Origin of the sequence: Bradyrhizobium sp. 40 (assembly GCF_023100925.1) — a bacterium.
Lineage (GTDB): Bacteria > Pseudomonadota > Alphaproteobacteria > Rhizobiales > Xanthobacteraceae > Bradyrhizobium.
Genome location: NZ_CP064688.1, coordinates 4,863,899 through 4,889,671, shown reverse-complemented (window position 1 = coordinate 4,889,671; position 25,773 = coordinate 4,863,899). Strand labels below are relative to the sequence as shown.

23 protein-coding genes are annotated in these 25,773 nt (G+C 65.0%); 16 read left to right on the top strand and 7 right to left on the bottom strand.

The genetic code is table 11. From position 1 onward, the window contains the following. The 3 genes from IVB40_RS23745 (at window position 1) to IVB40_RS23735 (ending at window position 3,039) form a co-directional block, all read left to right on the top strand. On the top strand, window positions 1-1,296 hold the full coding sequence (locus IVB40_RS23745; protein ID WP_247433244.1) for an aminotransferase class III-fold pyridoxal phosphate-dependent enzyme: 1,296 nt from the start codon (window positions 1-3) through the stop codon (window positions 1,294-1,296). 136 nt (window positions 1,297-1,432) lie between these two features. Next, window positions 1,433-2,365 (top strand): N-carbamoyl-D-amino-acid hydrolase, encoded by a 933-nt coding sequence (locus tag IVB40_RS23740; protein WP_247289031.1) that lies wholly within the window; start codon window positions 1,433-1,435, stop codon window positions 2,363-2,365. 5 nt (window positions 2,366-2,370) lie between these two features. Next, window positions 2,371-3,039 carry a flavin reductase family protein gene (locus IVB40_RS23735; protein WP_247289032.1) on the top strand — a complete coding sequence of 223 codons (669 nt, stop codon included), beginning with the start codon at window positions 2,371-2,373 and terminating at the stop codon, window positions 3,037-3,039. On the opposite strand, the gene IVB40_RS23730 is transcribed toward IVB40_RS23735, so the two are convergent. After that, window positions 3,036-3,698: an aspartate/glutamate racemase family protein gene (locus IVB40_RS23730; protein WP_247289033.1), complete on the bottom strand. Its 663-nt coding sequence runs from the start codon at window positions 3,696-3,698 to the stop codon at window positions 3,036-3,038. The genes IVB40_RS23735 and IVB40_RS23730 overlap by 4 nt on opposite strands. A gap of 56 nt (window positions 3,699-3,754) precedes the next feature. On the opposite strand from IVB40_RS23730, the gene hydA reads away from it, so the two are divergent. The 13 genes from hydA (at window position 3,755) to IVB40_RS23665 (ending at window position 19,331) form a co-directional block, all read left to right on the top strand. Continuing rightward, window positions 3,755-5,224: a dihydropyrimidinase gene (gene hydA, locus IVB40_RS23725; protein WP_247816495.1), complete on the top strand. Its 1,470-nt coding sequence runs from the start codon at window positions 3,755-3,757 to the stop codon at window positions 5,222-5,224. A 16-nt stretch (window positions 5,225-5,240) separates the two neighbouring features. Beyond that, window positions 5,241-6,215: an NAD(P)-dependent oxidoreductase gene (locus IVB40_RS23720; RefSeq protein WP_247816494.1), complete on the top strand. Its 975-nt coding sequence runs from the start codon at window positions 5,241-5,243 to the stop codon at window positions 6,213-6,215. Window position 6,216: 1 nt separating this feature from the next. Further along, entirely contained in the window at window positions 6,217-6,966 is a 750-nt protein-coding gene (locus IVB40_RS23715; protein WP_247816493.1) for an SDR family oxidoreductase, read from the top strand. Continuing rightward, window positions 6,963-8,399 carry an NAD(P)/FAD-dependent oxidoreductase gene (locus IVB40_RS23710; RefSeq protein ID WP_247816492.1) on the top strand — a complete coding sequence of 479 codons (1,437 nt, stop codon included), beginning with the start codon at window positions 6,963-6,965 and terminating at the stop codon, window positions 8,397-8,399. Before IVB40_RS23715 ends, IVB40_RS23710 begins: the two co-directional genes overlap by 4 nt. A gap of 120 nt (window positions 8,400-8,519) precedes the next feature. Next, window positions 8,520-10,139 (top strand): ABC transporter substrate-binding protein, encoded by a 1,620-nt coding sequence (locus tag IVB40_RS23705; RefSeq protein WP_247433265.1) that lies wholly within the window; start codon window positions 8,520-8,522, stop codon window positions 10,137-10,139. A gap of 28 nt (window positions 10,140-10,167) precedes the next feature. Beyond that, entirely contained in the window at window positions 10,168-11,199 is a 1,032-nt protein-coding gene (locus IVB40_RS23700) for an ABC transporter permease (RefSeq protein WP_197031190.1), read from the top strand. Then, window positions 11,196-12,044 (top strand): ABC transporter permease, encoded by an 849-nt coding sequence (locus IVB40_RS23695; protein ID WP_247816491.1) that lies wholly within the window; start codon window positions 11,196-11,198, stop codon window positions 12,042-12,044. Before IVB40_RS23700 ends, IVB40_RS23695 begins: the two co-directional genes overlap by 4 nt. Continuing rightward, window positions 12,041-13,711 carry an ABC transporter ATP-binding protein gene (locus IVB40_RS23690; protein ID WP_247816490.1) on the top strand — a complete coding sequence of 557 codons (1,671 nt, stop codon included), beginning with the start codon at window positions 12,041-12,043 and terminating at the stop codon, window positions 13,709-13,711. Before IVB40_RS23695 ends, IVB40_RS23690 begins: the two co-directional genes overlap by 4 nt. A gap of 141 nt (window positions 13,712-13,852) precedes the next feature. Beyond that, window positions 13,853-15,454: an ABC transporter substrate-binding protein gene (locus IVB40_RS23685; protein WP_247816489.1), complete on the top strand. Its 1,602-nt coding sequence runs from the start codon at window positions 13,853-13,855 to the stop codon at window positions 15,452-15,454. 17 nt (window positions 15,455-15,471) lie between these two features. Further along, window positions 15,472-16,413, top strand: coding sequence for an ABC transporter permease (locus tag IVB40_RS23680; RefSeq protein WP_027569268.1), 942 nt, complete (start codon window positions 15,472-15,474; stop codon window positions 16,411-16,413). Then, window positions 16,410-17,333, top strand: coding sequence for an ABC transporter permease (locus IVB40_RS23675; RefSeq protein ID WP_247816488.1), 924 nt, complete (start codon window positions 16,410-16,412; stop codon window positions 17,331-17,333). Before IVB40_RS23680 ends, IVB40_RS23675 begins: the two co-directional genes overlap by 4 nt. A gap of 19 nt (window positions 17,334-17,352) precedes the next feature. Continuing rightward, entirely contained in the window at window positions 17,353-18,342 is a 990-nt protein-coding gene (locus IVB40_RS23670) for an ABC transporter ATP-binding protein (protein ID WP_027517118.1), read from the top strand. Next, on the top strand, window positions 18,339-19,331 hold the full coding sequence (locus IVB40_RS23665; RefSeq protein ID WP_247289043.1) for a dipeptide ABC transporter ATP-binding protein: 993 nt from the start codon (window positions 18,339-18,341) through the stop codon (window positions 19,329-19,331). Before IVB40_RS23670 ends, IVB40_RS23665 begins: the two co-directional genes overlap by 4 nt. Window positions 19,332-19,508: 177 nt before the next feature. Here IVB40_RS23665 and IVB40_RS23660 read toward each other — a convergent pair whose 3' ends face one another. The 6 genes from IVB40_RS23660 to IVB40_RS23635 all read right to left on the bottom strand — a co-directional run bounded on the left by IVB40_RS23660 (window position 19,509) and on the right by IVB40_RS23635 (window position 25,727). After that, entirely contained in the window at window positions 19,509-19,796 is a 288-nt protein-coding gene (locus IVB40_RS23660; RefSeq protein ID WP_247359720.1) for a YciI family protein, read from the bottom strand. 79 nt (window positions 19,797-19,875) lie between these two features. After that, window positions 19,876-20,850 (bottom strand): sugar ABC transporter substrate-binding protein, encoded by a 975-nt coding sequence (locus IVB40_RS23655; RefSeq protein WP_247359719.1) that lies wholly within the window; start codon window positions 20,848-20,850, stop codon window positions 19,876-19,878. A gap of 42 nt (window positions 20,851-20,892) precedes the next feature. Continuing rightward, window positions 20,893-21,870: an ABC transporter permease gene (locus tag IVB40_RS23650; RefSeq protein WP_247359718.1), complete on the bottom strand. Its 978-nt coding sequence runs from the start codon at window positions 21,868-21,870 to the stop codon at window positions 20,893-20,895. Continuing rightward, window positions 21,867-22,817 (bottom strand): ABC transporter permease, encoded by a 951-nt coding sequence (locus IVB40_RS23645; protein WP_247407872.1) that lies wholly within the window; start codon window positions 22,815-22,817, stop codon window positions 21,867-21,869. The genes IVB40_RS23650 and IVB40_RS23645 overlap by 4 nt, the downstream gene beginning before the upstream one ends. Then, entirely contained in the window at window positions 22,810-24,336 is a 1,527-nt protein-coding gene (locus tag IVB40_RS23640; protein ID WP_247359717.1) for a sugar ABC transporter ATP-binding protein, read from the bottom strand. The genes IVB40_RS23645 and IVB40_RS23640 overlap by 8 nt, the downstream gene beginning before the upstream one ends. Beyond that, window positions 24,333-25,727 carry an FAD-linked oxidase C-terminal domain-containing protein gene (locus IVB40_RS23635; protein WP_247816487.1) on the bottom strand — a complete coding sequence of 465 codons (1,395 nt, stop codon included), beginning with the start codon at window positions 25,725-25,727 and terminating at the stop codon, window positions 24,333-24,335. Before IVB40_RS23635 ends, IVB40_RS23640 begins: the two co-directional genes overlap by 4 nt. Window positions 25,728-25,773: the final 46 nt, after the last annotated feature.

Here is a 25,773-nt window from a genome sequence, read left to right as displayed (position 1 = left end):
ATGAGTAGATTGTTGCGAACCGGGCTGAATGCCGGCGACAGCGCGCCCATGGCCGTGGTCGGCGGCGAGGGCGTTTATTTCCATCTGTCGGATGGTCGCAAGCTCATCGACGGCAGCAACACCGGCGGCGGCCTCGGACATCGTCATTCCGCGATGGTGGAGGCGATCCGCCGCGCCGCGGATACGCCCGTCGTGAACGAGGGGTGGACCTGGGTCGGCCGTGAGCAGGCCGCTGACGATTTGATGGCCACCGCGTTCAGAGGCGAAGAGGATTGGGTCGGCGCGGTGCGCTTCTGCATCAGCGGCAGCGAGGCCAACGACATGGCGCTGTCGCTGTGCCAGGCGTTGACGCAGCGGTCCGCGCTGGCGACGCGCGAACGCGCCTATCACGGCATTACGGGCCTGTCGCGCAGCATGACGGTGCAGCCGCAATGGCATGGCGGCCTTGCGGTGCACTCAGGCGGCTCAAAGCTGCCGGCGCCGATGGCGCCGGTGCGGATATTGCCGGCGCCGCAGGGCGCGATCTACGGCGCGCCGGCCAACAATGCTCCCCCCAGCGAATATCTGGCCGATGCCACGCGCCTGCTTTCGGATACCGCAGCGACGATCATCGACTACACCCAAGGCGGCATCTACTACGACGGCGCGTATCAGGACGAGGTGGCGCGGTGCGCGCGGCAGGCTGGCTCCTACTGGATCGCCGACGAAGTGGTGACCGGCGCCGGCCGCGCCGGGCGCTGGTTCGCCTTCCAGGGCGCCGAAAGCCGTCCTGACATCGTGACACTCGGAAAATCGCTCGGTGGCGGCGCGGCGGCGGTTGCCGCGGTCGTGGTATCGAAAGACATCGTCGAACGGCTCAAGGGCACGAGCTGGCAGAATTACGGCACGCTGCGCGGGCATCCCATCAGCATGGCTGCCGTCAGCGCCTATCTGAAGGTCGTCAACGATGACAAGATTTTGGAGCACGTGAGGGGCCTCGAAAAGCTTTTCACCCGCCGCCTTCTCGCCATCGCGCAGAAACATCCGAGCGTGCGGCGCGTGGCGGGGCAGGGGCTGCACTGGACCGTGGAGCTGCACGGGCCGGACTGGCGCTCTTGGCACGCCGACACCACCGAGGTGCCGATCGCCTCGCGCGTCGCGGAACGGGCGCTGGAGGCGGGCGCCGTGATCGGGACCAGCGGCGAGCAGACTTCGCTGTTCCTCGCGCCGCCACTGGTGATCTCCGAGCATGAGGCCGGGCAGCTTCTGGATGCACTCGACCACGGTCTCGATGTTGCGGATGACGAGCAGACATGAGGTTAGATCGTGCAACGCACACTGTGCCGATCGGCAGGCACAGGCTGGAAAGTCCGGGCGATGCTGCGTTATGCTGCTCGCGCCGGCACGTGATTGAAACTTTATCTTCACACAAGACATCACCAGGAATTCGCTGATGCGTATCGTCAATGTTGCCGCCGCCCAGATGGGCCCGATCCAGAAAGCCGACAGCCGCGAGGCCGTGGTCAAGCGCATGATCGCGCTGATGGATGAGGCCAAAAGCAAGGGCGCCGACCTGATCGTCTATCCGGAACTGGCGCTCACGACCTTCTTCCCGCGCTGGTATGCGGAGGACCGGGCTGAGTTCGACAATTGGTTCGAGCGCGAGATGCCGAACGCGGCGACGAAACCGCTGTTCGAGCGCGCGGCGCAGCACCAGATGGCGATGAATTTCGGCTATGCGGAGCTGACGCCGGACGGGCATCATTTCAACACTGCTGTTCTCACCGACAAATCCGGCAAGATCGTCGGCAAATATCGAAAGATCCATCTGCCGGGCCATGTGGAATACGACACGAAGCGCTCGCACCAGCATCTGGAGAAGCGCTATTTCGAGCCGGGTGATCTCGGCTTCAATGTCTGGCGCGAGCTCGGCGGCATCATTGGCATGGCCATCTGCAACGACCGGCGTTGGCCCGAGACCTATCGCGTCATGGGCTTGCAAGGCGTCGAGATGGTGCTGATCGGCTACAACACGCCGTCCGTTAATGCGGAGAGGAGCGATGAGGGCGTCGAGAAACGCCTTTTCCACAACCGCCTCTCGGCGCAGGCCGGCGCCTATCAGAACGCGACCTGGGTCGTCGCGGTGGCCAAGGCCGGTAACGAGGACGGACACCCGCTGTTCGGCGGCAGCCTGATCGTCGATCCCAATGGCGAAATCGTCGCCGAAGCGAAGACGGAGGAGGACGAACTGCTGGTCCATCCTTGCGACCTCGATGCCACCACCTTCGGCAAGACCACGATCTTCAATTTCGCGCAGCACCGCCGCACCGAGCATTACGGCCTGATCACCAGCCGTACCGGCGCGGTGCCGCCGCCGGAGACGTGACGTCGATGACTGGCCAGAGCACATCCGGCATATCCTTGCGCGAGCTCGATCCGCGCGACCGCTACAAGCTGCTCTGCGGCGTGGTGGTGCCGCGGCCGATTGCGCTGGTGACGACGCTCGATGCCAACGGGGCGGTCAACGCCGCGCCGTTCAGCTTCTTCAACGTGTTTTCGGAGAGTCCGGCGCTGATCGTGCTCGGTCTCCAGCACAAGCCGGATCACAGCCCGAAGGACACCACCCGCAACATCCATCGCGACGGCGAGTTCGTCGTTCACATGGTTGATGAGGCGCTCTCCGCGGCGATGAATGACTGCGCGGTCGATTTCCCGTCCGGTGACAGCGAGGTCGCCGCGGCAGGGCTGGCGACGCTTCCCTCTGTAGACGTGAAGGTGCCGCGCCTCGCCGCGGCACCCTTTGCGCTCGAATGCCGGCGCCATGTCGCGCTGACCTTCTCGCCCGATCGCGAACTGCTGGTCGGCGAGGTCCTCCGGGTTCACGCCCGCGAGGGCCTCGTCGACGAGGCCAATATGTATGTCGACCTCGACGCCTACCGGCCGATCGGTCGCATGTTCGGCAATCTCTACACGACGCAGAGGGATACGTTTGCGCTTGTCCGCGAGAGTCACGCGCAATGGCTCGCGCGGCAGGGCGCCAAAGAGCTGAAGGACGCCTAGTGGTTCGAGAACTGCACGCTACCCAGCGCCATGGTGACCGCCGCCTGTGTCGGGTCGATCACGGCAATGCCGAGCGCGTCTTCGAGGGGCCGGCGATGGCGGGCCATGCCGGCGCAGCCCATCACGATGGCACGGGCGCCGTCCTCGTCGCGCAGCGCGCGGCCGACGTCGATCATCCTGGCCAGCGTGCCTTCGCCCGAGGCGGTTTCCGCGACGCTCATGTTGAGCGGCCGCTCGCCGGCGAGGCGTTCGGTCAGTCCCATCTGCCTGAGATAGCGCATGTGACGCGGGATCGAGCGCTGGGCGATCGCGATGACGCCAAAGGTTTCGGCGCGGGCCAGCGCGGTCAGCACGCCGCATTCGGCGATGCCGAACACGGGGCGGTCGGTGCCTTCGCGACAGACCTGGAGCCCGGGATCGCTGTAGCAGGCGATGACAAAGGCAGCCGAGCTGTTGTCGCCCTCGACCAGCCGGCGCAGCGGCATGGCGACGCCATCGACATCGGCCTGGCTCTCAATGCCGAACGGACCCTCGGCCAGCGTCTGGCAGACCACCTCCGGCCCGCCCTCGAAACCGAGCGGCTTCAGCGCGTCCTCCAGCCCCTGCGTGACCGCAGGGTTGGAGTTCGGATTGATGACGAGGATGCGCGGTCGGGACATACTGGTCTTCCTGCAAAATTTCGATCACTTGGCTTGAGCCTATCATGGAGTGCCTCATGACTGAACCCACTTACGACCTGATCATTCGCGGTGGGCGCGTCGCGACGACGACCGACGTCTTTGAAGCCGACGTTGCCATCTCCGGCGAAACCATCGCCGCGATCGGCCGCGGGCTTCCGTCCGCGAAGCGCGAGATTGACGCCCGCGGCAAGCTGGTGCTGCCAGGCGGCGTCGACAGCCACGCCCATATCGAGCAGTTGTCCGCTGCCGGCATCATGAATGCCGACACGTTCGAGAGCGCGACCGTCTCGGCCGCCTTTGGCGGTACGACCACGGTGATCCCGTTTGCCGCGCAGCACGTCGGCATGAAGCTGCCGCAAGTGGTGGAGGATTATCACGCGCTGGCGAAGAAGGGGGCGGTGATCGACTACGCCTTTCACATGATCATCGCCGACGCGACCAGGGAAACGGTCGAGGAGCACATTCCGGCGCTGGTGAAGCAGGGCCACGCCTCGATCAAGATTTTCATGACCTATGACCGGCTCAAGGTCGACGACGAGCCGCTGCTGGACATCCTACTTGCCGCGCGCCAGTCCGGCGCGATGCTGTGCGCCCATGCCGAAAACCACGGCATCATCGCCTGGATGGTGAAGCGGCTGCTCGCGCGCGGCTACACGATGCCGAAATATCACGCCGTCAGCCACGCCCGCGTGTCGGAGGCGGAGGCCTTTACCCGGCTGATCGGCATGGCGGCGCTGATCGACCAGCCGATCATGATCTTCCACGTCTCGACCGCCGAGGGCGCCAAGGTCATCCGCGACTCGCGCGGGCAGGGGTTGAAGGTGTTTGCCGAGACCTGTCCGCAATATCTGTTCCTGACCGCCGCCGATCTCGACAAGCCGGGTGCCGAGGGCGCCAAGTGGATGTGCAGTCCGCCGCCGCGGACGCATGCCGATCAGGAGGCGCTGTGGCAGGCGCTGTCGCTCGGCGATCTCCAGACCATCTCGTCGGATCACGCGCCTTATCGTTACGACGAGAGCGGCAAGCTGCGAGCCGGTCCAAATCCCAATTTCAAGCAGGTCGCGAACGGCCTGCCGGGGCTGGAGCTGCGCCTGCCGCTGCTGTTCGACGCGATGGTGTCGAAAGGACGGCTGGGCCTGGAAAAGTTCGTCGAGCTGACGTCGACCGCGCCGGCCAAGATCTACAATCTGCATCCGCGCAAGGGCTCGATCGCGGTCGGCGCCGATGCCGATATCGCAATCTGGGATCCCAATCGCGCGGTCGAGATCGCCGATGAGATGATGCACGATCTCACCGGCTATACGCCGTTTGCAGGGCGCAAGCTGAAGGGCTGGCCCGTGTCAGTTCTGTCGCGTGGCCGGGTGATCATCGACGGCAACAAGTGCCTCGCGAGCGCCGGCAGCGGCCAGTTCCTGGCACGCAGCGGGGGCGAGGCGGCCAAGCCGACGGGACGGCTCGTCGCCGACATGGATCCGGAGCGGAGTTTCGGGGCAAAACTGCTGTGACGGCGGATCGCGCGCGATGAAGATCGTCATCTTCGGCGGCACCGGCTTTGTCGGCCTCAATGTTGCGGAGGCGCTGCTGGCGCGTGGGCACGAAGTGACGCTGTATGACCGTGCAGAGTTGCCGCCATCCGCGCGGCGGTCTCTTGCCGACTACGGCGCCCGACTCAAAGCCGTGCAGGGCGATATCACCGACGCAGATGCCATCGATGCCCTCATCGCCGAAGGCGTTGATGCGATCGTGCTTGGAGCTGCGATCACCGCCGGTGACGAATTGGAGAGAGCATCGACCGCGCGCGTTCTCGAGATCAACGTGATGGCCCAGATCCCGATCCTGCTCTCCGCGATCCGTCATGGCGTGCGCCGGGTCGTCAATCTCTCCTCGGCATCGGCCTACGGCGCCACGGGTGCGCGGGTCGAGATTCTCGACGAGGAAACGCCTTGCGATCCGGTCTCGTTCTACGCCATCAGCAAGTTCACCTCGGAGCGATCGGTTGCGCGTCATGCCGAGCTCTTCGGCGGCGATTTCCTGAGTGTACGGCTGAGCGCCCTGTTCGGCCCGTGGGAGCGACCGAGCTCCGTACGCGACACGCCAAGCCTCCAGTTCCAGATTCTGGCGGCATTCGCTCGCGGCGAGCCGGCGGTCATGCCCGAAGTGGGCATGCGGGACTGGATCTACGCGCCGGATGCGGCCGAGGCCGTCGCACTGCTGATCGAAGCCGAGCGGCCGCGTCACCGGCTCTACAACATCTCCCGCGGAGGGCTTTGGCCTGCGCTGCAATGGGGCGAGGCCTATGCAGCGTTGCATCCCGGCCTGCAATGCCGGCTCGCGGCGCCCGGCGAGAAAACCGTCATCAAGCTGCATGGGGCCTATCGCGCGCCGCTGTCGGTGAATCGGATGGCGGATGAATTCGGCTGGCGGGCGAGGTTCGGCTGCGCCGAGTCGGCGGCTGCGATGAGCGCCTGGTTGACGCAGCACAAGGAGTGGATCTGAGATGCGGCTGCAAGGGCGCACGGCCATCATTACGGGCGCGGGTTCGGGTATCGGCCGCGCCAGCGCGAAGCTGTTTGCAGAGGAGGGCGCGCATCTCGCTCTGGTCGACCGCGATGCCGCAGGCCTTCAGGAAACGCTGAGCCTTGTGGGCGGAGCGACGGCGCATGTCGGTGACGTCGGCGATGCCAGCTTTGCCGAGACCGTCGTCGGAGAGGTCATGGCGCGACACGGTCGGCTCGACATCTTGATGACTGCCGCTGGCTTCTCCTGTGGTGGCACCGTGTTGACAACGGACCCCGCCGACTGGGATGCGGTGTTCCGCACCAATGTGGGCGGCACCTGGCTATGGGCGCGGGCGGCCGTACCGCAGATGCAGCGGCAGAAGAGCGGTTCGATCATCACGCTGGCGTCGCAGCTTGCGATTGCCGGCGGCAAGGGCAACAGCGCCTATATCGCCGCCAAGGGCGCGATCGTCAGCCTGACCCGGACCATGGCCGTGGACTTCGCGACCGACGGCATTCGCGTCAACGCGATTGCGCCCGGTGCGATCGACACGCCGATGCTTCGCCGCAGCTTTGCTCGACACGCCAATGCGGAGGAGGTGCGCGAAACCTCCCGCAACCGCCATGCCATGAAACGATTCGGCCAGGCCGAGGAGATCGCGCAGGCCGCGCTGCATCTCGCCAGCGATGCGTCCTCATTTACGACCGGCACCGTGATGGTGGTCGACGGAGGCTGGCTCGCGGCATGAGTGATGCGCTGACAGAGCTGGAAGTGAACGTTCGCGCCGATCTCGCGCGGATCGCGCATCCCCGTGCCGCCTGGCTCGAACCGAAGGCGGGGCCGGACGGCAAGCCGGCGCTGGATGTACTCGTGATCGGCGCCGGCCAATCTGGCATCGCCATCGGCTTCGGCCTGATGCGCTCCCGCGTCGGCAACATCCTGCTGCTGGACAAGGCCGAGGAGGGGATGGAAGGCCCTTGGCTCACCTATGCCCGCATGCCGACGCTGCGCAGCCCGAAAGATTATACAGGACCCGACCTCGATCTTCCGAGCCTGACCTACCAGTCCTGGCATGAGGCCCGTTTCGGCAAGGTGAGCTGGCAGACGCTGAACCTGATCCTGAGAGAGCACTGGGCTGAGTATCTGCTCTGGCTACGGCGCACGATCGGCTTGCCCGTGAGCAACGGGAGCGAGCTTCTGGAAATCCGGCCAGCGGCGGGTGATTTGCTCGCCGCACGCGTGAAACGTGGCGGCGGTATCGAGACGCTCCATGCGCGCAAGATCGTGCTGGCGACCGGGCAGGAGGGAATGGGGAACTGGATGGTCCCCGAGCCGTTGCGCGACCTGCCGGGCGGCTCGGTCGCAACCGTCGCCGATGATATCGACTTCGAAACCCTTCGCGGCAAGTGTGTCGCCGTGATCGGCGCCGGCGCATCCGCTTTCGACAATGCGGCGACCGCGCTCGAGGCTGGCGCGGCGGAGGTGCATCTGCTGTGTCGTCGGGCGCAGATCCAGCTGATCCAGCCCTATCGCTGGCTGACTTTTCGCGGCTTCCTCCGCCATCTCAGCGATCTCGACGATGCCTGGCGCTGGCGCTTCATGCGCACCATCCTCGACATGCGCGAAGGCTTTCCGCAGCCGACCTATGATCGCTGCGCGCGCCATGCCAATTTCACATTGCACGAGGGCGCGCCGCTTGAGGCCGCGCGCCAGACCGGCCAGGGCATCGAATTGCAGACGCCGCGCGGCGTCATCGCAGCGGATTTCGTCATCTGCGGCACCGGCATCGACATGGATTTTTCCGGACGTGGCGAGCTGCGCACATTTGCCGGCAATATCGCAACCTGGGCCGACCGCTACGAGCCCCCGGAGAGCGAACGCAGCGCGCGACTCGGCCGCTTTCCCTATCTCGCCGACGATTACGCCTTCACCGAACGTGTCGCGGGCGAAACGCCGTGGATCTCGAATATCCATCTCTTCGCCATCGCCTCCACCATGAGTTTTGGTCCGTCGGGATCATCGATCAACGCGATGACCACCGCAGTGCCGAAGCTGGTCAATGGCCTGACGCGCGGCCTGTTCCGCGCCGATATCGAACGACACTGGGCCTCGCTCCGCGCCTATGACGTGCCGCAGGCCATGGTCACGCGGCCGGCGCGAAAAATGGAGGAATCGCGATGATCGTCCATGCGCCGCCGCGACAAAGCGTCCACAAGAGCGCATCATGAGACTGGCGCGCAACTTGCTTCTTTCTTAACCTGTCCTGTCGGCGTTCTTGTCGAAAATTTTTGGGGAAAACGAATGCGTTTTGTGTCTTTCAGGTCGGCATCCTCCGTGCTCGCCACCACCGCGTTGTTGCTCGTCGCCACCGCGCCCTCGCAAGCGCAGACCAGGGCCGAGACGTTGCGCTATGTCACCGGAGCATCCGTCAACACGCTCGATCCCAACATCCCGGGCTCGACGCGCGAATCCTTCGCGCTGAGCATGAGCACCTACGACCGCCTGGTGGCGTTCGGCCGCAAGCAGCTCAACGGCAAATGGGTGTTCGATCTCGACAAGATTACCGGCGAGCTCGCCGAATCCTACGACGTCAGTCCGGACGGACTGAAGCTGACGTTCCGTCTGCGCAAGGATGCCAAGTTCCAGGACGGCTCGCCCGTGACCGCCGAGGACGTCAAATGGTCGCTCGATCGCTGCGTCACCGCGCCGATCCTCGGCAAGGCACAATTGCTGACGGGATCGTTGACGTCGGCCGACCAGTTCAAGGTGATCGATCCCCTCACGATCGAAGTGACGCTGCCGAAGCCTGATAAGCTCGCGCTACCGAATCTCGCCACGGTCTACCCGCTGATCATCAACTCGAAGGTCGCCAAGGAGCACGCGACCCCGGAAGATCCCTGGGCCACCGCCTGGCTGAAGGAGCACACCGCCGGCAGCGGTGCCTATGTCATCGAGAGCTTCAAGCCCGGCGAGCAGGTGATCATCAAGCGCAACGAGGATTGGAACCGCGGCTCGCCCGACAAGCCGGCGTTTTTCAAGCGCGTGATCGTGCAGTCCGTGCCGGAGCCCGCGACCCGCGCCAACCTTGTCGAGCGCGGCGACGCCGATCTCGTCGTCGATCTCCAGGCCAGCGACGTGCAGTCGCTCGAGGCCAAGGGCAAGCTCAAGGTGATCTCGACGCCGCAATATAATTCGATCACCTTCGTCTCGATGAACAATCAGATCCCGCCCTTCGACAACGTCAACGTGCGCCGCGCCGTCGCGTTCGCGTTGCCCTATGAGGACATGTTCAAGGCTGCCCTGTTCGGCCGCGGAGCTCCGCTGTTCGGTGCGACTTGGCCTGATGGCAAGCCGCTGAACGGCATCTATCCGTTCCAGGCACCGGTGAAGACCGATCTCGACAAGGCCCGTGAATATCTGAAAGCTGCCGGTCTCCCGGAGGGTTTTTCGACCACCTTCAGCTTCAATGTCGGCCAGGCCTCGACCGCGGAGCCGATGGCTGCTCTCGTGAAGGAATCGCTTGCCAAGATCGGGATCAAGGTCGACATCCAGAAGCTGCCGGACGCGCAGATGTCGACGCAGATCAACGAGAAGAAGCTGCCCTTGTTCACGGAAGGCATCGTCGCCTGGCTGCCCTCGACCGATTACTTCTACCGCAACTTCTACACCGGCAATCAGCGCTGGAACTACAGCTCGATCAACAATCCGGAGCTGGCGACTATCGCGCAGGAAGCGCGCTTCGAGCCCGACAAGGCCAAGTACGAGGAAGCCGGCCGCAAGCTCAATGCGATCCATTTCAGCGAGATGCCTCAGATTCCGCTGTGGCAGCCGAACCAGGACGCTGTGATGGCCTCGTCGATCGAGGGCTACACCTACGAATTCCACCGTCAGGTCGACTATCGCGACGTCAGCCGCAAGTGATCTCGACATGCAAGGGCTCTGAAAGGTGATGACCGGTTTTGGTGCGACGGTGGTGCGGGCGGGAAGGCGGCTTCTGTCGTCGCTGCCGGCGTTGTTCGGCGTGCTGGTCTTCACCTTTCTGCTGATGCGGGTCCTCCCCGGAGATCCCGCGGTGTTCTTCGCCTCGGGGCCCAACGCCGGCAAGGAGGAGATCGAGCAGATCCGCAAGCAGATGGGGCTCGACAAGTCGGTGCCGGAGCAGCTCGTGTTCTATCTGTCCGATATCGGCCGCGGCAATCTCGGCCGCTCCATGATGACGGGGCAGCCGGTCCTGAAGGACCTTCGCGAACGGCTGCCGGCCTCGCTCGAACTGACTTTCACGGCGTTGCTGATCGCATTGATTGCGGCGGTGCCGCTCGGCGTGGTCGCAGCCTTGAAACCGGGATCGCTGGTCGATCACGGCGTGCGGCTGTTCTGCGCGCTCGGCGTCTGCGTGCCGACCTTCGTGTCGGGCCTGCTGCTGATCTACGTGTTCTACTATCTGCTCGGTCTTGCGCCTGATCCGACCGGGCGGATCGACGTCTTCACCTCGCTGCCGCCGCAGCGCACCGGATTCCTGTCGATCGATTTCCTGCTCGCGGGAGACATCGAGGGCTGGTGGGCGACCTGCAAGCAGCTGATCCTGCCCGCGCTGAGCATGGCCCTGTTCGTCATCGCGCCGCTGGCGCGGATCACCCGTGCCTCGATGCTGGTCTCGCTCGGCAGCGATTTCGTGCGCACCGCGCGCTCGGTCGGATTGTCCTGGCAGAAGGTCGTCGTCACCTATGCGCTCCGCAATGCGATCCTGCCCGTCATCACCATTGCCGGCATCGTGTTCTCGACCATGCTTGGCGCGAACGTCCTGGTGGAGAAGGTGTTCTCCTGGCCGGGCGTTGCCTCCTACGCGCTCGATGCGCTGCTGTCGTCTGACTATGCGCCGGTGCAGGGTTTTGTGCTGCTGATGGCTGGCATCTTCGTGCTGGTCAATCTCGTGGTCGATATCTGCTACGGCATCGCCGATCCTAGGGTGTCGATCGGATGACCAGCGCAACCCTCCGCCATTCGGTCTGGATTTTGCGCGGCAACCCGCTGACCGGCGTCGCCGCGGCCGGTGTCCTGCTGTTCGTCCTTGTCGCGATCTTCGGACCGTGGCTCGTGCCCTATGATCCCATTGTCTCCAATGTCTCGGAGGCTCTGCAGCCGCCGAGCGCGGCGCACCTTGCCGGCACCGACCAGCTCGGGCGCGACGTGTTCAGCCGCCTCGTCGTTGCGGCGCGGCTCGACCTCGCCATCGCGGTCTCGGCGGTCGGCATCTCGTTCGTGATCGGCGCCGTCGTCGGCTCCTTCTGCGGCTATGCCGGCGGCAGGCTCGACCGCTCGGTCGGCCGCTTCGTCGATGTCATGATGGCCTTTCCGCTGTTTGTGCTGGCGATGGCGATGGTTGCGGCGCTCGGCAACCGGATCGAGAACATCGTGATTGCGACCGCGATCATCAACCTTCCGTTCTACATCCGCTTCGCGCGCGCCGAGGTCAACGTCCGGAGCAATGTCGGCTGGGTGGAGGCGGCGCGTTCCTGCGGCGAGAGCGATTTCTCGGTGGTGCTGCGCTTCCTACTGCCGAACATCCTGCCGGCGATGGCGGTGCAGATCTCGCTCAACCTCGGCTGGGCGATCCTGAACGCTGCCGGTCTTTCCTTCATCGGCCTTGGCGTCAAGCCGCCGACACCGGAATGGGGCATCATGGTCGCGGAGGGTGCTCGCTTCATCTCGACGGGGCGGTGGTGGCTGGTGGCCTTTCCGGGCCTCGCGTTGATGATGGCCGTGCTGTGCTTCAATCTCCTCGGCGACGGGATGCGGGACATTCTCGATCCGCGCATGCGCACATGAGCGAGGAATTGCTCAGGATCGACGATCTCCACGTCGCATTCTCGACGCGACGCGGGATGGTCGAGGCTGTGCGCGGGGTGACGCTCAAGGTTGAGGCCGGCGAGATGCTCGGCCTCGTCGGCGAAAGCGGATCGGGCAAGTCGGTGACCGGTTTTGCGACGACGCGGCTGCTGGATGCGGCCGGCCGCGTCACCGCAGGCAAGATACTGTTTCGCGGCCAGGACGTCACAAAACTCAGGGGTGACGATCTCCGGCACCTCCAGGGCGCCGCGATGTCGATGATCTTCCAGAACCCGCGGGCGGCGCTCAATCCGATCCGCGCGATCGGCCTGCAGATCGCGGACGCGATCCTCACGCACAAGCGGATATCGAAGGACGCCGCCCGCGCCGAGGCGCTGGAGCTGTTGCGCGCCGTCCAGATCCGCGACCCCGAGACGCGGATGAACGCCTATCCGCACGAACTCTCCGGCGGCATGTGCCAGCGCGTCATGATCGCGATAGCGATCTCCTGCAATCCCGCGCTGTTGATCGCCGATGAGCCGACGACCGGACTCGACGTCACCACGCAGAAGGTGGTGATGGACCTCCTGGCGGAGATTGCCGCCGCGCGCGGCATGGCGACGATCCTGATCACGCACGATCTCGGACTTGCGGCGCGATATTGTCGCCGTATCGCGGTGATGGAGCGCGGCCGCATCGTCGAAGAGGCAAGCCCCAGGACGCTGTTCGGGGCGCCGCAGCATGCCTATACCAGGCGCCTGGTGGCGGCGTCGCCGACCGCGACCTCCGGGATCGCGGACCTCGTGACGGAAGAAGAGCGGGAAGGCTACGTGGCTGTCGTCAGCAGGCCCAGGCAGGAGCCCGTTCACGGGACTCCGCCGCTGCTGGAAGTGCGCAAGCTCGCAAAACGCTTCGACGAGGGCGCTGCGGCGGTGGCGGACTTCTCCATGACGATGGCCGGCGGCGAGAGCGTCGGCCTCGTCGGCGAATCCGGCTCCGGCAAGAGCACGACGTCGCGGATGATCTGCCGCCTGATCGATCCGAGCGAAGGCGAGATCGTGTTCGACGGGCAGTCGATCGGCCACGTGGCGTCGCGCGACTTTCACCGCTCGCGCTTCCGCAAAGACATCCAGATGGTGTTCCAGGACCCGAACGAGAGCCTCAACCCGCGCTTCACCGCCTTCGATTGCATCGCCCATCCCCTGATGCGGCTCGACGGCATGCGTGGGGGCGATGCGCTGCGCAAGCGGGTGGAAGACTGCGCCGTTCGTGTGGGGCTGCCGCTGGATCTGTTGCCGCGCTTTCCGCATCAGCTCTCCGGCGGCCAGAAGGCCCGCGTCGGCATCGCCCGCGCCATCGCCTGCCGGCCGCGGCTTCTGGTGCTGGACGAGCCGACCGCCGCGCTGGACGTCTCCGTGCAGGCCGTAGTGCTGCAACTGCTCGACCGCCTGCGGCGGGAGAACGACATCGCACTGCTGTTCGTCAGCCATGATCTCAACGTGGTGCGCATGCTTTGCGACCGCACCATCGTGCTGCGCAATGGCGGCATCGTGGAGCAGGGCGAGAGCCGGGCGCTGTTCGACAATCCCAAGACCGACTACACGCGCAAGCTGATCGAGGCGATCCCGCATATCGAGACCGGGCCAGTGCTGGCGGCCGCGCTTTGAGGTCTCGACCGGTCCCAATGGTGCGGATATCCCGCTGGCGAAGGTCCGGTTAGTGGCATACCATTTGCACGCCAATGAGCTCTGGTTTCACCTGTTCTTGGCCAACGATGGCCGGCATCACGGCACTATTGGGAGGATTTCATGGATCGCAGGACCGTATTGAAGGGACTGGCCGGCGCGGGCGGTCTGGCATTGAGCGGCCTCTCGGCCCCGGCGATCGCACAAGGCGCCTCCGCGCGCACCCTGCGCTTCGTGCCGCAAGCAAACCTTGCCAATTTCGACCCGATCTGGGGCACGCAATATGTCGTGCGCAATGCCGCCGCGCTGGTCTGGGATACGCTCTACGGCGTCGATTCCTCGCTGCAGCCGCAGCGGCAGATGGTCGAGTCCGAGGAAGTGACCGACGATGGCACCACCTGGACGTTCAAATTGCGGTCGGGGCTCAAATTCCACGACGGCGAGCCGGTGCTGAGCAAGGACGTCGTTGCGAGCCTGACGCGCTGGGCGGCACGCGACCCGATGGGACTGATGCTCAAGGCACTGCAGCAGGAACTCACCGCTGTCGACGACCGCACCTTCAAATGGGTGCTGAAGCAGCCGTTCCCGAAGATGCTCTATGCGCTTGGCAAGAACAACTCGCCTTGCGCCTTCATCATGCCGGAGCGCATCGCGCAGACCGACCCGTTCAAGCAGATCGGCGATTATGTCGGCTCGGGGCCGATGAAGTTCGCCAAGGGCGAATGGGTCCCCGGCGCGAAAGCCGTGTTCGAAAAATTCACCGACTATGTGCCGCGGCAGGAGAAGGCGTCGTGGCTCGCCGGCGGCAAGCAGATGCTGCTCGACCGCGTCGAATGGATCGTGATGCCGGATCCGGCGACCGCTGCGGCCGCGTTGCAGAACGGCGAGATCGACTGGTGGGAGAACCCGATCGCGGACCTCGTCCCGGTCCTGAAGAAGAACAAGAACATCAGCGTCGACATCGGCGATCCCCTCGGCAATGTCGGGTCGTTCCGCATGAACTTCCTGTATCCGCCCTTCAACGACGTGCGGGCCCGGCGCGCAGTGCTGATGGCGATGAGCCAGGAAGACTATATGCGTGCGCTCGTCGGCGACGACAATTCGCTGTGGAAGTCGTTGCCCGGCTTCTTCACACCCGACACGCCGCTCTACACCGAGGCGGGCGGCGAGGTCCTGAAGGGCAAGCGCGATCTCGACGCTGCCAAGAAGCTGCTCGCCGAGAGCGGCTACTCCGGCCAGCCGGTGACGTGCCTGGTGGCGCAGGACCAGCCGATCACCAAGGCGTTTGGCGATGTGACCGCCGATCTCTTGAAGAAGCTCGGTATGAATGTCGACTTCGTCGCGACCGATTGGGGCACGGTCGGCTCCCGCCGCGCACAGAAGACACCGCCCGGACAGGGCGGCTGGAACATGTTCCACACCTGGCACGCGGGTTCGGACTGCATCAATCCGGCGCCCTACACCGCCATCCGTGCCAATGGCGACAAGGCCTGGTTCGGCTGGCCCAACAGCCCCGGCACCGAGAAGGAGGTCACGTCCTGGTTCGAGGCCAAGAACCTCGACGAGGAGAAGGCCGCGGTCGCTCGCCTCAACAAGGTCGCGCTCGAGGACGTCGTCTACGCGCCGACTGGGTTCTTCCTCAGCTACACGGCCTGGCGCAAGAACGTCTCCGGCATCACGAAAGGGCCGCTGCCGTTCTTCTGGGGCGTGTCGAAATCCGCATGACCTTGCGCTGAAGCCAGATGCTCTCCTACATCCTCCGGCGTATCGCCTCGACCTTGCCAGTGATGGCGATCGTCGCGCTGTTCGTGTTCAGCCTGCTCTACATCGCGCCGGGTGATCCCGCCGTGGTGATCGCAGGCGATCAGGCAAGTCCGGAGGATGTGGAGCGCATCCGTCAGAGCCTCGGCCTCGATCGACCCTTCCTGATCCAGTTCGGCAGCTGGGTCTGGCGCATTCTGCACGGCGATCTCGGCACCTCGATCTTCACCAATCTGCCGGTCTCGACGATGATCGGCCAGCGTCTCGGGCCGACGCTGTCGCTGATGATGGTCACGCTCCTGCTCACGATCGTGGTCGCGGTGCCGCTCGGCGTGCTGGCGGCGTGGAAGGCGGGAAGCCTGATCGACCGGGCCATCATGGCCTTTGCCGTGTTCGGCTTCTCCCTGCCGGTCTTCGTCGTCGGCTATGTCCTCGCCTACGTTTTCGCACTGGAGCTCGAATGGCTTCCCGTGCAGGGCTATACGCCGCTCGCCCAAGGCTTCTGGCCATGGCTGCAAAACCTGATCCTGCCCGCGATCGCACTCGGCTGTGTCTACATCGCACTGATCGCGCGTATCACGCGCGCCACCATGCTCGAAGTGTTGCAGCAGGACTATATCCGCACTGCGCGCGCCAAGGGCCTCGGGCAGGGCGGCATCCTGTTCGTCCACGCGCTGAAGAACGCGGCGGTGCCGATCGTCACGGTGATCGGGATCGGCATCGCGCTCCTGATCGGTGGCGCGGTCGTCACGGAGAGCGTGTTCGCCATTCCCGGCCTCGGCCGGCTCACGATCGACGCGATCCTGCGTCGCGATTATCCCGTCATCCAGGGCATCGTGTTGCTGTTCAGCTTCGTCTACGTCCTCGTCAATCTGATGATCGACGTCATTTATACGCTCGTTGACCCGAGGATCCGCTATTGACCGACACGACCGTCAATCCGCAAGCGCTGCCGGCGGGCTTCGTCCTCGCGCCGCAACTGCCCGAGATACTCCGGCCGGTTACGATCCGGCGCGGCTTCGTCGGGCTGCTGCGCGGCCATCCCACCGTTGCCATCGGCGGCACGTTGCTGCTGTTGCTCGTCCTGATCGCGATCTTTGCGCCTTATCTTGGAACGGTGGATCCGACCGCGCTCGCGCCGGCCAAGCGCACTCGCGCGCCGTCGGCCCTTTACTGGTTTGGCAGCGACGTGCTCGGCCGCGACATCTATTCGCGCGTGCTGTTCGGCGCGCGCGTCTCGCTCACGGTCGGACTCTCGGTTGCGATATTTGCCTCCGCAGTCGGTCTCGCCATCGGCATCGTCTCCGGCTTCATCCGCTGGGCCGACGGCATCTTGATGCGCTTCATGGACGGCCTGATGTCGATCCCGCCGATCCTGCTGGCGATCGCGCTGATGGCGCTGACGCGCGGCAGCGTCGGCAACGTCATTCTGGCGATTACCGTTGCCGAGATACCGCGGGTTTCCCGTCTTGTCCGTAGTGTCGTGCTGTCGCTGCGCGAGCAGCCCTACGTGGACGCGGCGGTGGCATGCGGCACGCGCACACCGATGATCATCCTGCGCCACATCCTGCCCAACACGCTGGCGCCGATGCTGATCCAGGCGACTTACATTTGCGCCAGTGCGATGATCACGGAGGCGATCCTGTCCTTCATCGGCGCGGGAACGCCGCCGACCATTCCGTCCTGGGGCAACATCATGGCGGAGGGGCGGGCGCTGTGGCAGGTCAAGCCCTACATCGTGTTCTTTCCGGCGGCCTTTCTGTCCGTCACCGTGCTCGCCGTCAACCTGCTCGGCGATGGCCTTCGCGATGCGCTCGATCCGCGCATGGCCAAGAGCCTCTGATGGCGAGGGGCTGATCGCGATGGCACTGCTCGAAGTCGAGAATTTGCAAACCCACTTCCGTACGCCCAGCGGCATCAACCGCGCGGTGGAAGGCGTGTCGTTCCATGTCAACGAGGGCGAGACGCTCGCCATCGTCGGCGAGTCCGGCTGCGGCAAGTCGGTGACCTCGATGTCGCTGATGCGGCTGATCCCGGAACCGCCGGGCAGGATCGCCGGCAGCATCCGTTTCGCGGGCAAGGACCTGCTGCAAATGTCGGATCGCGAGATGCGCGCGATCCGCGGCAACGACATCTCGATGATTTTTCAGGAGCCGATGACCAGCCTCAACCCGGTCCTGACCGTCGGGCGTCAAATCCGCGAAACACTGATGATCCACCAGGGCCTGGACAAGCAAGCCGCGGAGGCACACGCGATCGAGATGTTGATTCTGGTCGGCATTCCCGAGCCGAAGCGCCGCGTGCGCGAATATCCGCATCAGCTTTCCGGCGGCATGCGCCAGCGCGTCATGATCGCCATTGCACTCGCCTGCAATCCAAAACTTCTCATTGCCGACGAGCCGACCACCGCGCTCGACGTGACGATCCAGGCGCAGATCCTGAAGCTGATGCTGGATCTCAAGCACCGGGTTGGCGCGGCGATCATCCTGATCACCCACGATCTCGGCGTGGTCGCCGAGATCGCCGAGCGCGTCATGGTCATGTATGCCGGCCGTAAGGTCGAGGAGGCGCCGGTGGCGGACCTGTTCCGTTCGCCGCGTCATCCGTACACGCAGGGCCTGCTCGGTGCAGTGCCGCGGCTCGGCTCGTCGCTGACCGGCACCGCGAGGCGGCTGGCAGAGATCCCCGGGCAGGTGCCTGATCTGCGCAAGCCCATCGTCGGCTGCGTCTTCGCCGGACGTTGCGCGCTCGCGACCGATCTGTGCCGGCAGTACGCGCCGGGGCTCGAAGAGAAGGGGCCACGTCACGTCGCGGCCTGCCACTATGCGGCCAAGGGAGCGGTCGCGGCATGAGTCCCCCGCTGCTCCAGGTCAACGACCTCAAGAAGCACTTCCCGGTCAAAAAGGGCCTGTTCAGCCGCAAGTCCGAATGGGTCTATGCGGTGGACGGCGTGTCGTTCGAGATCGCGCGCGGCGAGACGCTCTCGCTGGTCGGCGAGTCCGGCTGCGGCAAATCGACGGTCGGCCGTGCGATCCTGCGTCTGTTCGACATCACGGCGGGGCAGGTCATCCTCGACGGTCAGCGTATCGACGACGCCCATCCGAGCACGATGCGCCAGATGCGCCGCCGCGTGCAGGTGGTGTTCCAGGACCCGTTCTCGAGCCTCAATCCGCGCATGCGCGTGCGCGATATCCTGGCCGAGCCGATCCGCAATTTCGGCCTCGCCAAATCCGCGATCGATCTCGAGACCCGCGTGACGGCGCTGATGGATACCGTGCGCCTGCCGCGCGAGGCGCTGAACCGCAGGCCGCACGAATTCTCCGGCGGCCAGCGCCAGCGCATCGGCATCGCGCGGGCGCTCGCCGCCGAGCCCGACCTGATCGTCTGCGACGAGGCGGTCTCGGCGCTCGACGTCTCGGTCAAGGCCCAGATCGTCAATCTGCTGCAGGATCTCCAGCGCGAGTTCGGCCTGGCGCTGCTGTTCATCAGCCACGACCTCGCGATCGTCGAACACATGACCCATCGCGTCGCGGTGATGTATCTCGGCAAGATCGTCGAGGTGGCGCCGCGCTACGAGATCTTCGCCGCGCCAAAGCATCCTTACACCAAGGCGTTGCTCTCGGCGGTGCCGCTGCCCGAGCCGGGGGCCCAGCGCAATCCGATCATCCTCAAGGGAGACGTGCCGAGCCCGATCAATCCACCGAGCGGGTGCCGCTTCCACACCCGTTGCCCATACGTGTTCGACCGCTGCCGGAGCGAAGAGCCGACATTGCGCGCGGCTGGACCCGAGCAGTGGGTGGCCTGTCATCTCGAAGATAGTGCAGCGGTGGCGAGCAGCTAGCCGTTAGGCCGGCGGCAAACCTTTCGATCGAGGCTTGGGGGCGACAATCGGGTGAGGATGGCACTCTGCTCCTGTTTTGCCCGACGAGTCAAAAACGTTTGCGACGAAAATTCATGTGTAAAAACAACCTCATTCTACTGTGCATGGGGTTGTTTTCGCGTTTTTGTTTAGCCGCCTTCAACCCTGGCGGCGCAGGAAGCCCGTGATCGTGACCTTTTCCCAGATATCGGCCGCTGCAAACGGATCGGCGCGATTGAAAGCCTCGACGTCGCCACGGCCCGCTGCCTCGATCAGGAACAGGCTGCCGATCATGGTCGCGCCGTCGTCGGAGACGAGCGGCCCCGACATCACGATCTTGACGCCGAAGCGCGAGGTGTCGCTCAGGAAAGCCTTGTGGGCGTCGTAATTGGCGAGCCGGGTCGGTAGCGCGCCGGCGCGGTCGAGGGCGTGAATGGCGAACAGCATGATGGTCTCCGTTTATGTCTCGTGTTCTTGGGACGGCCGCGGCTGCGGCCGTCCGAGCTTGTCGTGAAGGTGTGCTGACTTACTTGCCGCCGAGCTTGCTGGCTTCCTCGAAAGTCGGGCAGCTGCGCTGCTCCAGCGGCACGTCGAACGGCTGGTAATTGTCCTTGGTGATGACGGTTGGCTTCAGCACGATCTCGGCGATGACAGGCTGGTTGCGCAAGGAGCGGATCGCCATCATGGTGCCGAGGCAGCCTTGAAAAAATCCGTTGTAGTCGCCGCTCGCGAGCAGCTTGCCGGACTTGATCGCGTCGATCGCTTCCTTGGTGCCGTTGATGCCGATCACCTGCGCCTTGCGGTTGGCGCCGTCGAGCGCCTCGATGGCGCCAACCGCCATGGCGTCGTTTGCGGCGAGCACGCCGTCGATCTGCGCGTTCGACTGCATCAGATTCTCCATCACCTGGAGCGCCTGGAGCCGCTGGTAGTTGCCGGGCTGCGAGGCCAGCAGTTTCGCACCGGCATTTTCCTTCAGCGCGTCATTGAAGCCGCGGACGCGGTCGACATTGGTCAGCGAGCCCTTGACGCCCTCGATGATGACGATGTTGCCCTTGCCGCCCAGCGTCTTCAGCAGGAAGCGCGCGGTCTCGAGCCCGAGGCTGTAATCGTCGGCGCCGACGAAGGACAGGAACTTGCCACCGGCCGAGCGGTCGGTGATGTTGACGACGGGAATTTTGGCGTCGTTGATCTTCTCGACACCCGGCACCATCGCCTTGTAGTCGACCGGCGTGAAGACGATGGCGCTCGGCTTCTTCACCACGACGTCCTCGATCTGGCTGAGCTGCTCGGGAATGCTGTCGGGCTTGGTCGGAATGTACTGCAGCGTCTTCGCGTTTAGCGTCTTGGCCATGTTGTCGGCGCCGACCCGCACCGTCTGGAAGAACGGGTTGGTCTGGTTCTTGGTGAAGACGGCGATGGTCTCGCCGTCCGCGCGCGCTGGCGTGGTGAGCGCGGCCGCCATCAGCAGCGGCAGCGCCAAATAACCCAGTGTCTGTTTCATGTTGCCTCCATCCCTCATTTTGCTTGTTGGTCGTTCAAGAACTCATTGCGCGCGGCGGCGGGTCTTCATGTCGAGCCAGACCGCGAGAATGACGATGATGCCGGTGACCAGCGGCTGCCAGTTGGCGCTGACCGACAAGAGGTTCATGCCGTTCAGCACCAGCGTCAGGATCAATGCGCCGATGAAAGTGCCGAACACGGTGCCGACGCCGCCGAACAGCGAGGTGCCGCCGATCAGCACGGCGGCGATCGCAGGCAGCGTCAGGCTTTCGCCGATGTCGGCCTCGGCCGAATTGAGCCGCGACAGGAAGATGATCGAGGCGAGCCCGGCCATGGTGCCCGAGACGGCGTAGACCAGCAGCAGGCGGCGCGCGACCGGAATGCCGGAGAGCCGTGCCGCGACCGGATTGGCACCGATCGCATAGATCTCCTGGCCCCAGACCGTTCGCTGCGCAAACAACGTTCCGATCCCCAGGAACACCAGCAGCAGGTAGACCGGGATCGGCAAGCCGAAGAGATAGCCGCTGCCGATCTGGCGAAAGCCGGCCGGGAAGCCGTGAAGGGTTTCGCCCGCCATGTACCAATAGGTGAGGCCGTTCAGCACCCAGAGCATGCCGTAGGTGGCGATGAAGGAGGGGATGCGCAGCGCGGTGACCATGACGCCGTTGAGGAGCCCAACCATGCCGCCGCAGGCAAGCCCGGTGAGGATGCCGAGCGCCGGCGAGCCGGTCTTGTGGATCACGGTCCCGGCGATGCAGGCGGACAGCGCGACATTGGCGCCGACGGAGAGATCGAGGCCCGCGGTCAGCACCACCAGGGTCAGGCCGGAGGCGATGAAGAAGGTCAGGCTCGCCTGCCTGAGCACATTGAGGATGTTGCCGAGGCTCAGGAAGGAATCGCTGAGCACGGCGAGCACCGCACAGATCAGCAGCGCCGCGAGCAGGCGATAGAATACCTGGATCGCGTCCTGTGACAGGAACGAGCGGGGCGGCGCAATGGCCTCCTTGCTGATGTCGGTCATGCGCGGCTCCGCAGGCCGTCAAGGAAGAGGGCAACGATGACGAGGACGCCGACGCTCGCGACCTGCACCGAGGAGGGCAGCGAGATCAGGTTCAGCCCGTTGCGCAGCACGCCGACCGAGAGCACGCCGAGCAGCGTGCCGAGCAGCCAGCCATTGCCGCGCTCGAACGACGTGCCGCCGACGGCGACGGCCGCGATCGCATCGAATTCGAGACCGAGGCCCGCGGTTGGATGCCCAGAATTCATGCGCGCTGTCATCAGCAGGCCGGCGATGCCGGCCATGGCGCCGCCAATTGCATAGACCGCGATCAGCAGCTTGTTCGGTGAGAGGCCGGCGTAGCGCAGCGCCTCCGGGTTGCCGCCGAGCGCAAAGATATAGGTGCCGAAGCGGGTGTGATAGAGCAGGCTGTGAAAGGCGGCATAGGTCACCAGCGCCATCACGATCGGCACGGGCACGCCGAGAAGCGTCGCCGAATAGATGTCGCGCACACTGTGGGGGATGCCGACCACGCTCTGGCCGTCGCTGACGATCAGCGACAGGCCTTGCGCCATGCCGAGCGTACCGAGCGTCGCCACGAAGGGCGGGATGCCCACGATGGCGACCAGCCAGCCATTGGCGAAGCCGAAGGCTGTGCCGACGAGGAGTCCGGCACCTAAGCCCAGCAACATCGAGTGGGTTGCGAGCGAGACGATTGCGACGCAGAGCGAGGTCAGCGTCAGCACCGCGCCCATCGACAGGTCCAGCCCCTCGGTCATGATGATCAGTGTCATCGGCAGCGCGAGCATGGTTAGGATCGTCGACTGCACCAGCACATTGGAGAGGTTGGCAACCGACAGAAAGCCGGGCGCGATCGTGCTGAACAGCGCGATCAGCAGCACCAGCACGATGGCAACGCCGGGAACGCGCTGCAGCGGATTCGGTTGAGAGGCGACCGCGGCCTCACGCATGATGCATCCCCAGTCGCACGATGTTCTCCTCTGTCAGCTCATTGCGCGCGAGGTGCCCGGCGATGCGCCCCTCGCGCATCACATAGGCGCGGTCGCAGACGTGGCAGATCTCGACCTGTTCGGACGAGATCATCAGCGCCGCCGCGCCTTCGGCGACAAGGCGGTCGATCAGGGCGAAGATTTCGGCCTTGGCACCGATGTCGATGCCCCGGGTCGGCTCGTCGAAGATGAAGAGCTTCGAGCCGGCGGCGAGCCACTTGCCGATCACGACCTTCTGCTGATTGCCGCCCGAGAGCAGGCCGACGATCTGGCGCGCGCTGGGCGTCGCAATGCGCAGTTGTCTGATCAGGCCGTCGGCGGTGCGATGCGCGCTGCGCTGGTCGAACAGACCGCTTGGAAACAGCTTTCGCAGCGCCGACACCACCAGATTGTCGCTCACCGATCGCAGCAGCGCCAGGCCCTCGCTCTTGCGGCTCTCCGGGATCAGCGCAATGCCGCGGCGGGCGGCAAGATCAGGCTCGCCGGAGATAGTCTTGCCGTCGAAGACGATCTCGCCTGATGTCACGGGATCGGCGCCAAAGATCGCGCGTGCGACCTCGCTGCGACCGGAGCCGACCAGGCCACACAGGCCGACGATCTCGCCGCGGCGCACCTCGATGTTGATGTCCGAGATTCCTGTGGAGGCGCTCAGGCCCTTGACCTCGAGCAGAACGTCGCCGGGTTTGTCGGCAAAATTGCGCGGGTAGGTCATGTCGACGTTGCGACCGACCATCATGCGGACGAGCTGGTCCGGCGTGACGTCGGCCGGGCGAATGCCGTCGATGCGGCGACCATCGCGCAGAACGGTGATACGGTCTCCGAGCGCGAACACCTCCGCCATGCGGTGCGAGATGTAGACGATGGAGACGCCGTCGGCCTTGAGCCGCGCGATCAGCGCGAACAGCAGCTCGGTCTCGCGATCGGACAGCGCCGCGGTTGGCTCGTCCATCACGAGGATGCGCGCGTTCTGGCTGATCGCCTTGGCGATCTCGACCATCTGCTGCTGCGCCACCCCCAACTTGTCGATGATGGTGGAGGGATCGATCTCGAAGCCGATCGTGCCGAGCACGCGCGCGGCGTCGGCCAGAATCCTGCGCCGGTCGATGGTGCCGGGGATACGGCCCTTCGGCTCGCGGCCGAGGAAGATGTTCTGGGCGATATCGAGATGGGGGACGAGGGAGAATTCCTGGAAGATCACGGCAATGCCGAGCTTCTGCGCGTCCGCGGCCGAGTTGATCGCGACCGGCTCGCCCTTGCAGTAGAACTCGCCTGCATCGGCGCGGTAGGCCCCGCACAGCACCTTCATCAGGCTCGACTTGCCGGCGCCGTTCTCGCCCAGCAGCATATGGACTTCGCCAGGGAAGACGGCAAAGGACACGTCATCCAGCGCCTTGACGCCGGGAAACTCCTTGCTGATGCCGCGCAGCTCCAGCAGCGGCGTGGGGGCGGCGGGCTCGACGGCCAATGCGGCGGTGCTCATGCGCGCGCTCCGCCTGCAAAGATCTTCCCGGGATTCATCAGTCCGTCAGGGTCGAGCGCGGTCTTGATTGACCTCATCACATCGACGGCCTCGCCGAGCTCATCGGTGAGATAGTCGATCTTGCCGAGCCCGATGCCGTGCTCGCCGGTGCAGGTGCCGTCCATGGCAATCGCGCGGGCGACCATGCGGGCCTGGAGCGCCTTGGCGCCTTCGGCTTCCGCGGGCCTTGCCGGGTCGATCAGGATCAGCATGTGGAAATTGCCGTCGCCGACATGGCCGACGATAGGCGCCGTGAAACCGTGCTCGTCCGCATCGCGCCGGGTATCCGTGAGGCATTCCGCCAATCGCGAGATCGGCACGCAGACGTCGGTGATCACGGCACGCGCGCCGGGGCGCAGGCCCAGGCCGGCATAGAGCGTGTTGTCGCGGGCGTGCCACAGCCGGCTGCGATCCTCCTGCGCCTTGGCCCAGGCAAAGCCATGACCACGATGGTCGGCGGCAATGGCCTGTGCAGCTTCGGCCTGCTCGGCGACGGAAGTCTCGGAACCATGGAATTCGAAGAACAGGGTCGGGGCTTCGCGATAGCCGAGCTTCGCATAGGCGTTGATACCGCGCATCATGACGTCGTCGAGCAACTCGATGCGCGCGACGGGGATCGCGGACTGGATCACGGAAATCGCGGTATCGACGGCGTCGTGCAGGGTGTCGAAGCTGCAAACCGCGGCCGAGATCGCCTGCGGCACGGGATGCACCTTCAGCGTGATCTCGGTGATGATGCCGAGCGTGCCCTCGGCGCCGACGAACATGCGGGTCAGGTCGTAGCCGGCGGCTGACTTGCGCGCGCGTCTGGCGGTCCGGATCACGCGGCCGTCGGCCAGAACCACCTCCAGCGCCATGACGCTGTCCTTCATGGTGCCGTAGCGCACCGCCATGGTGCCGGAGGCGCGCGTGGACGTCATGCCGCCGATCGAGGCGTCGGCGCCGGGATCGATCGGAAAGAAAAGTCCGGTGCCGCGCAGCTCCGCATTGAGCTGCTTTCGCGTGATGCCCGGCTGCACGACGACGTCCATGTCGCTCTCGTGCACCGTCAGCACCTTGTTCATGCGTGCGAAGTCGAAGCAGACGCCGCCCGCGACCGCGGCCGCATTGCCTTCGAGCGAGGTCCCAGCGCCGAAGGGCACGATGGGCATATTCGCGCCAGCGCACAGCTTGACGATCTCCGCGACCTCCTGCGTGGTTTCGGGAAAGACGACGATGTCGGGCGGCAGGTTGCGATAATGCGACTCGCTCTGCCCATGCTGATCGAGCATGCCACGCGCGACGCTCGCGCGCGGGCCGATCATGCCCATGAGGCGATCGGCCAATATGCTCGTGCTGACCCGCGGTCCCATCCTTGCTCCCTGTCTGCCTTGTTGTCGGACTCTTGTCTGGTCCGCG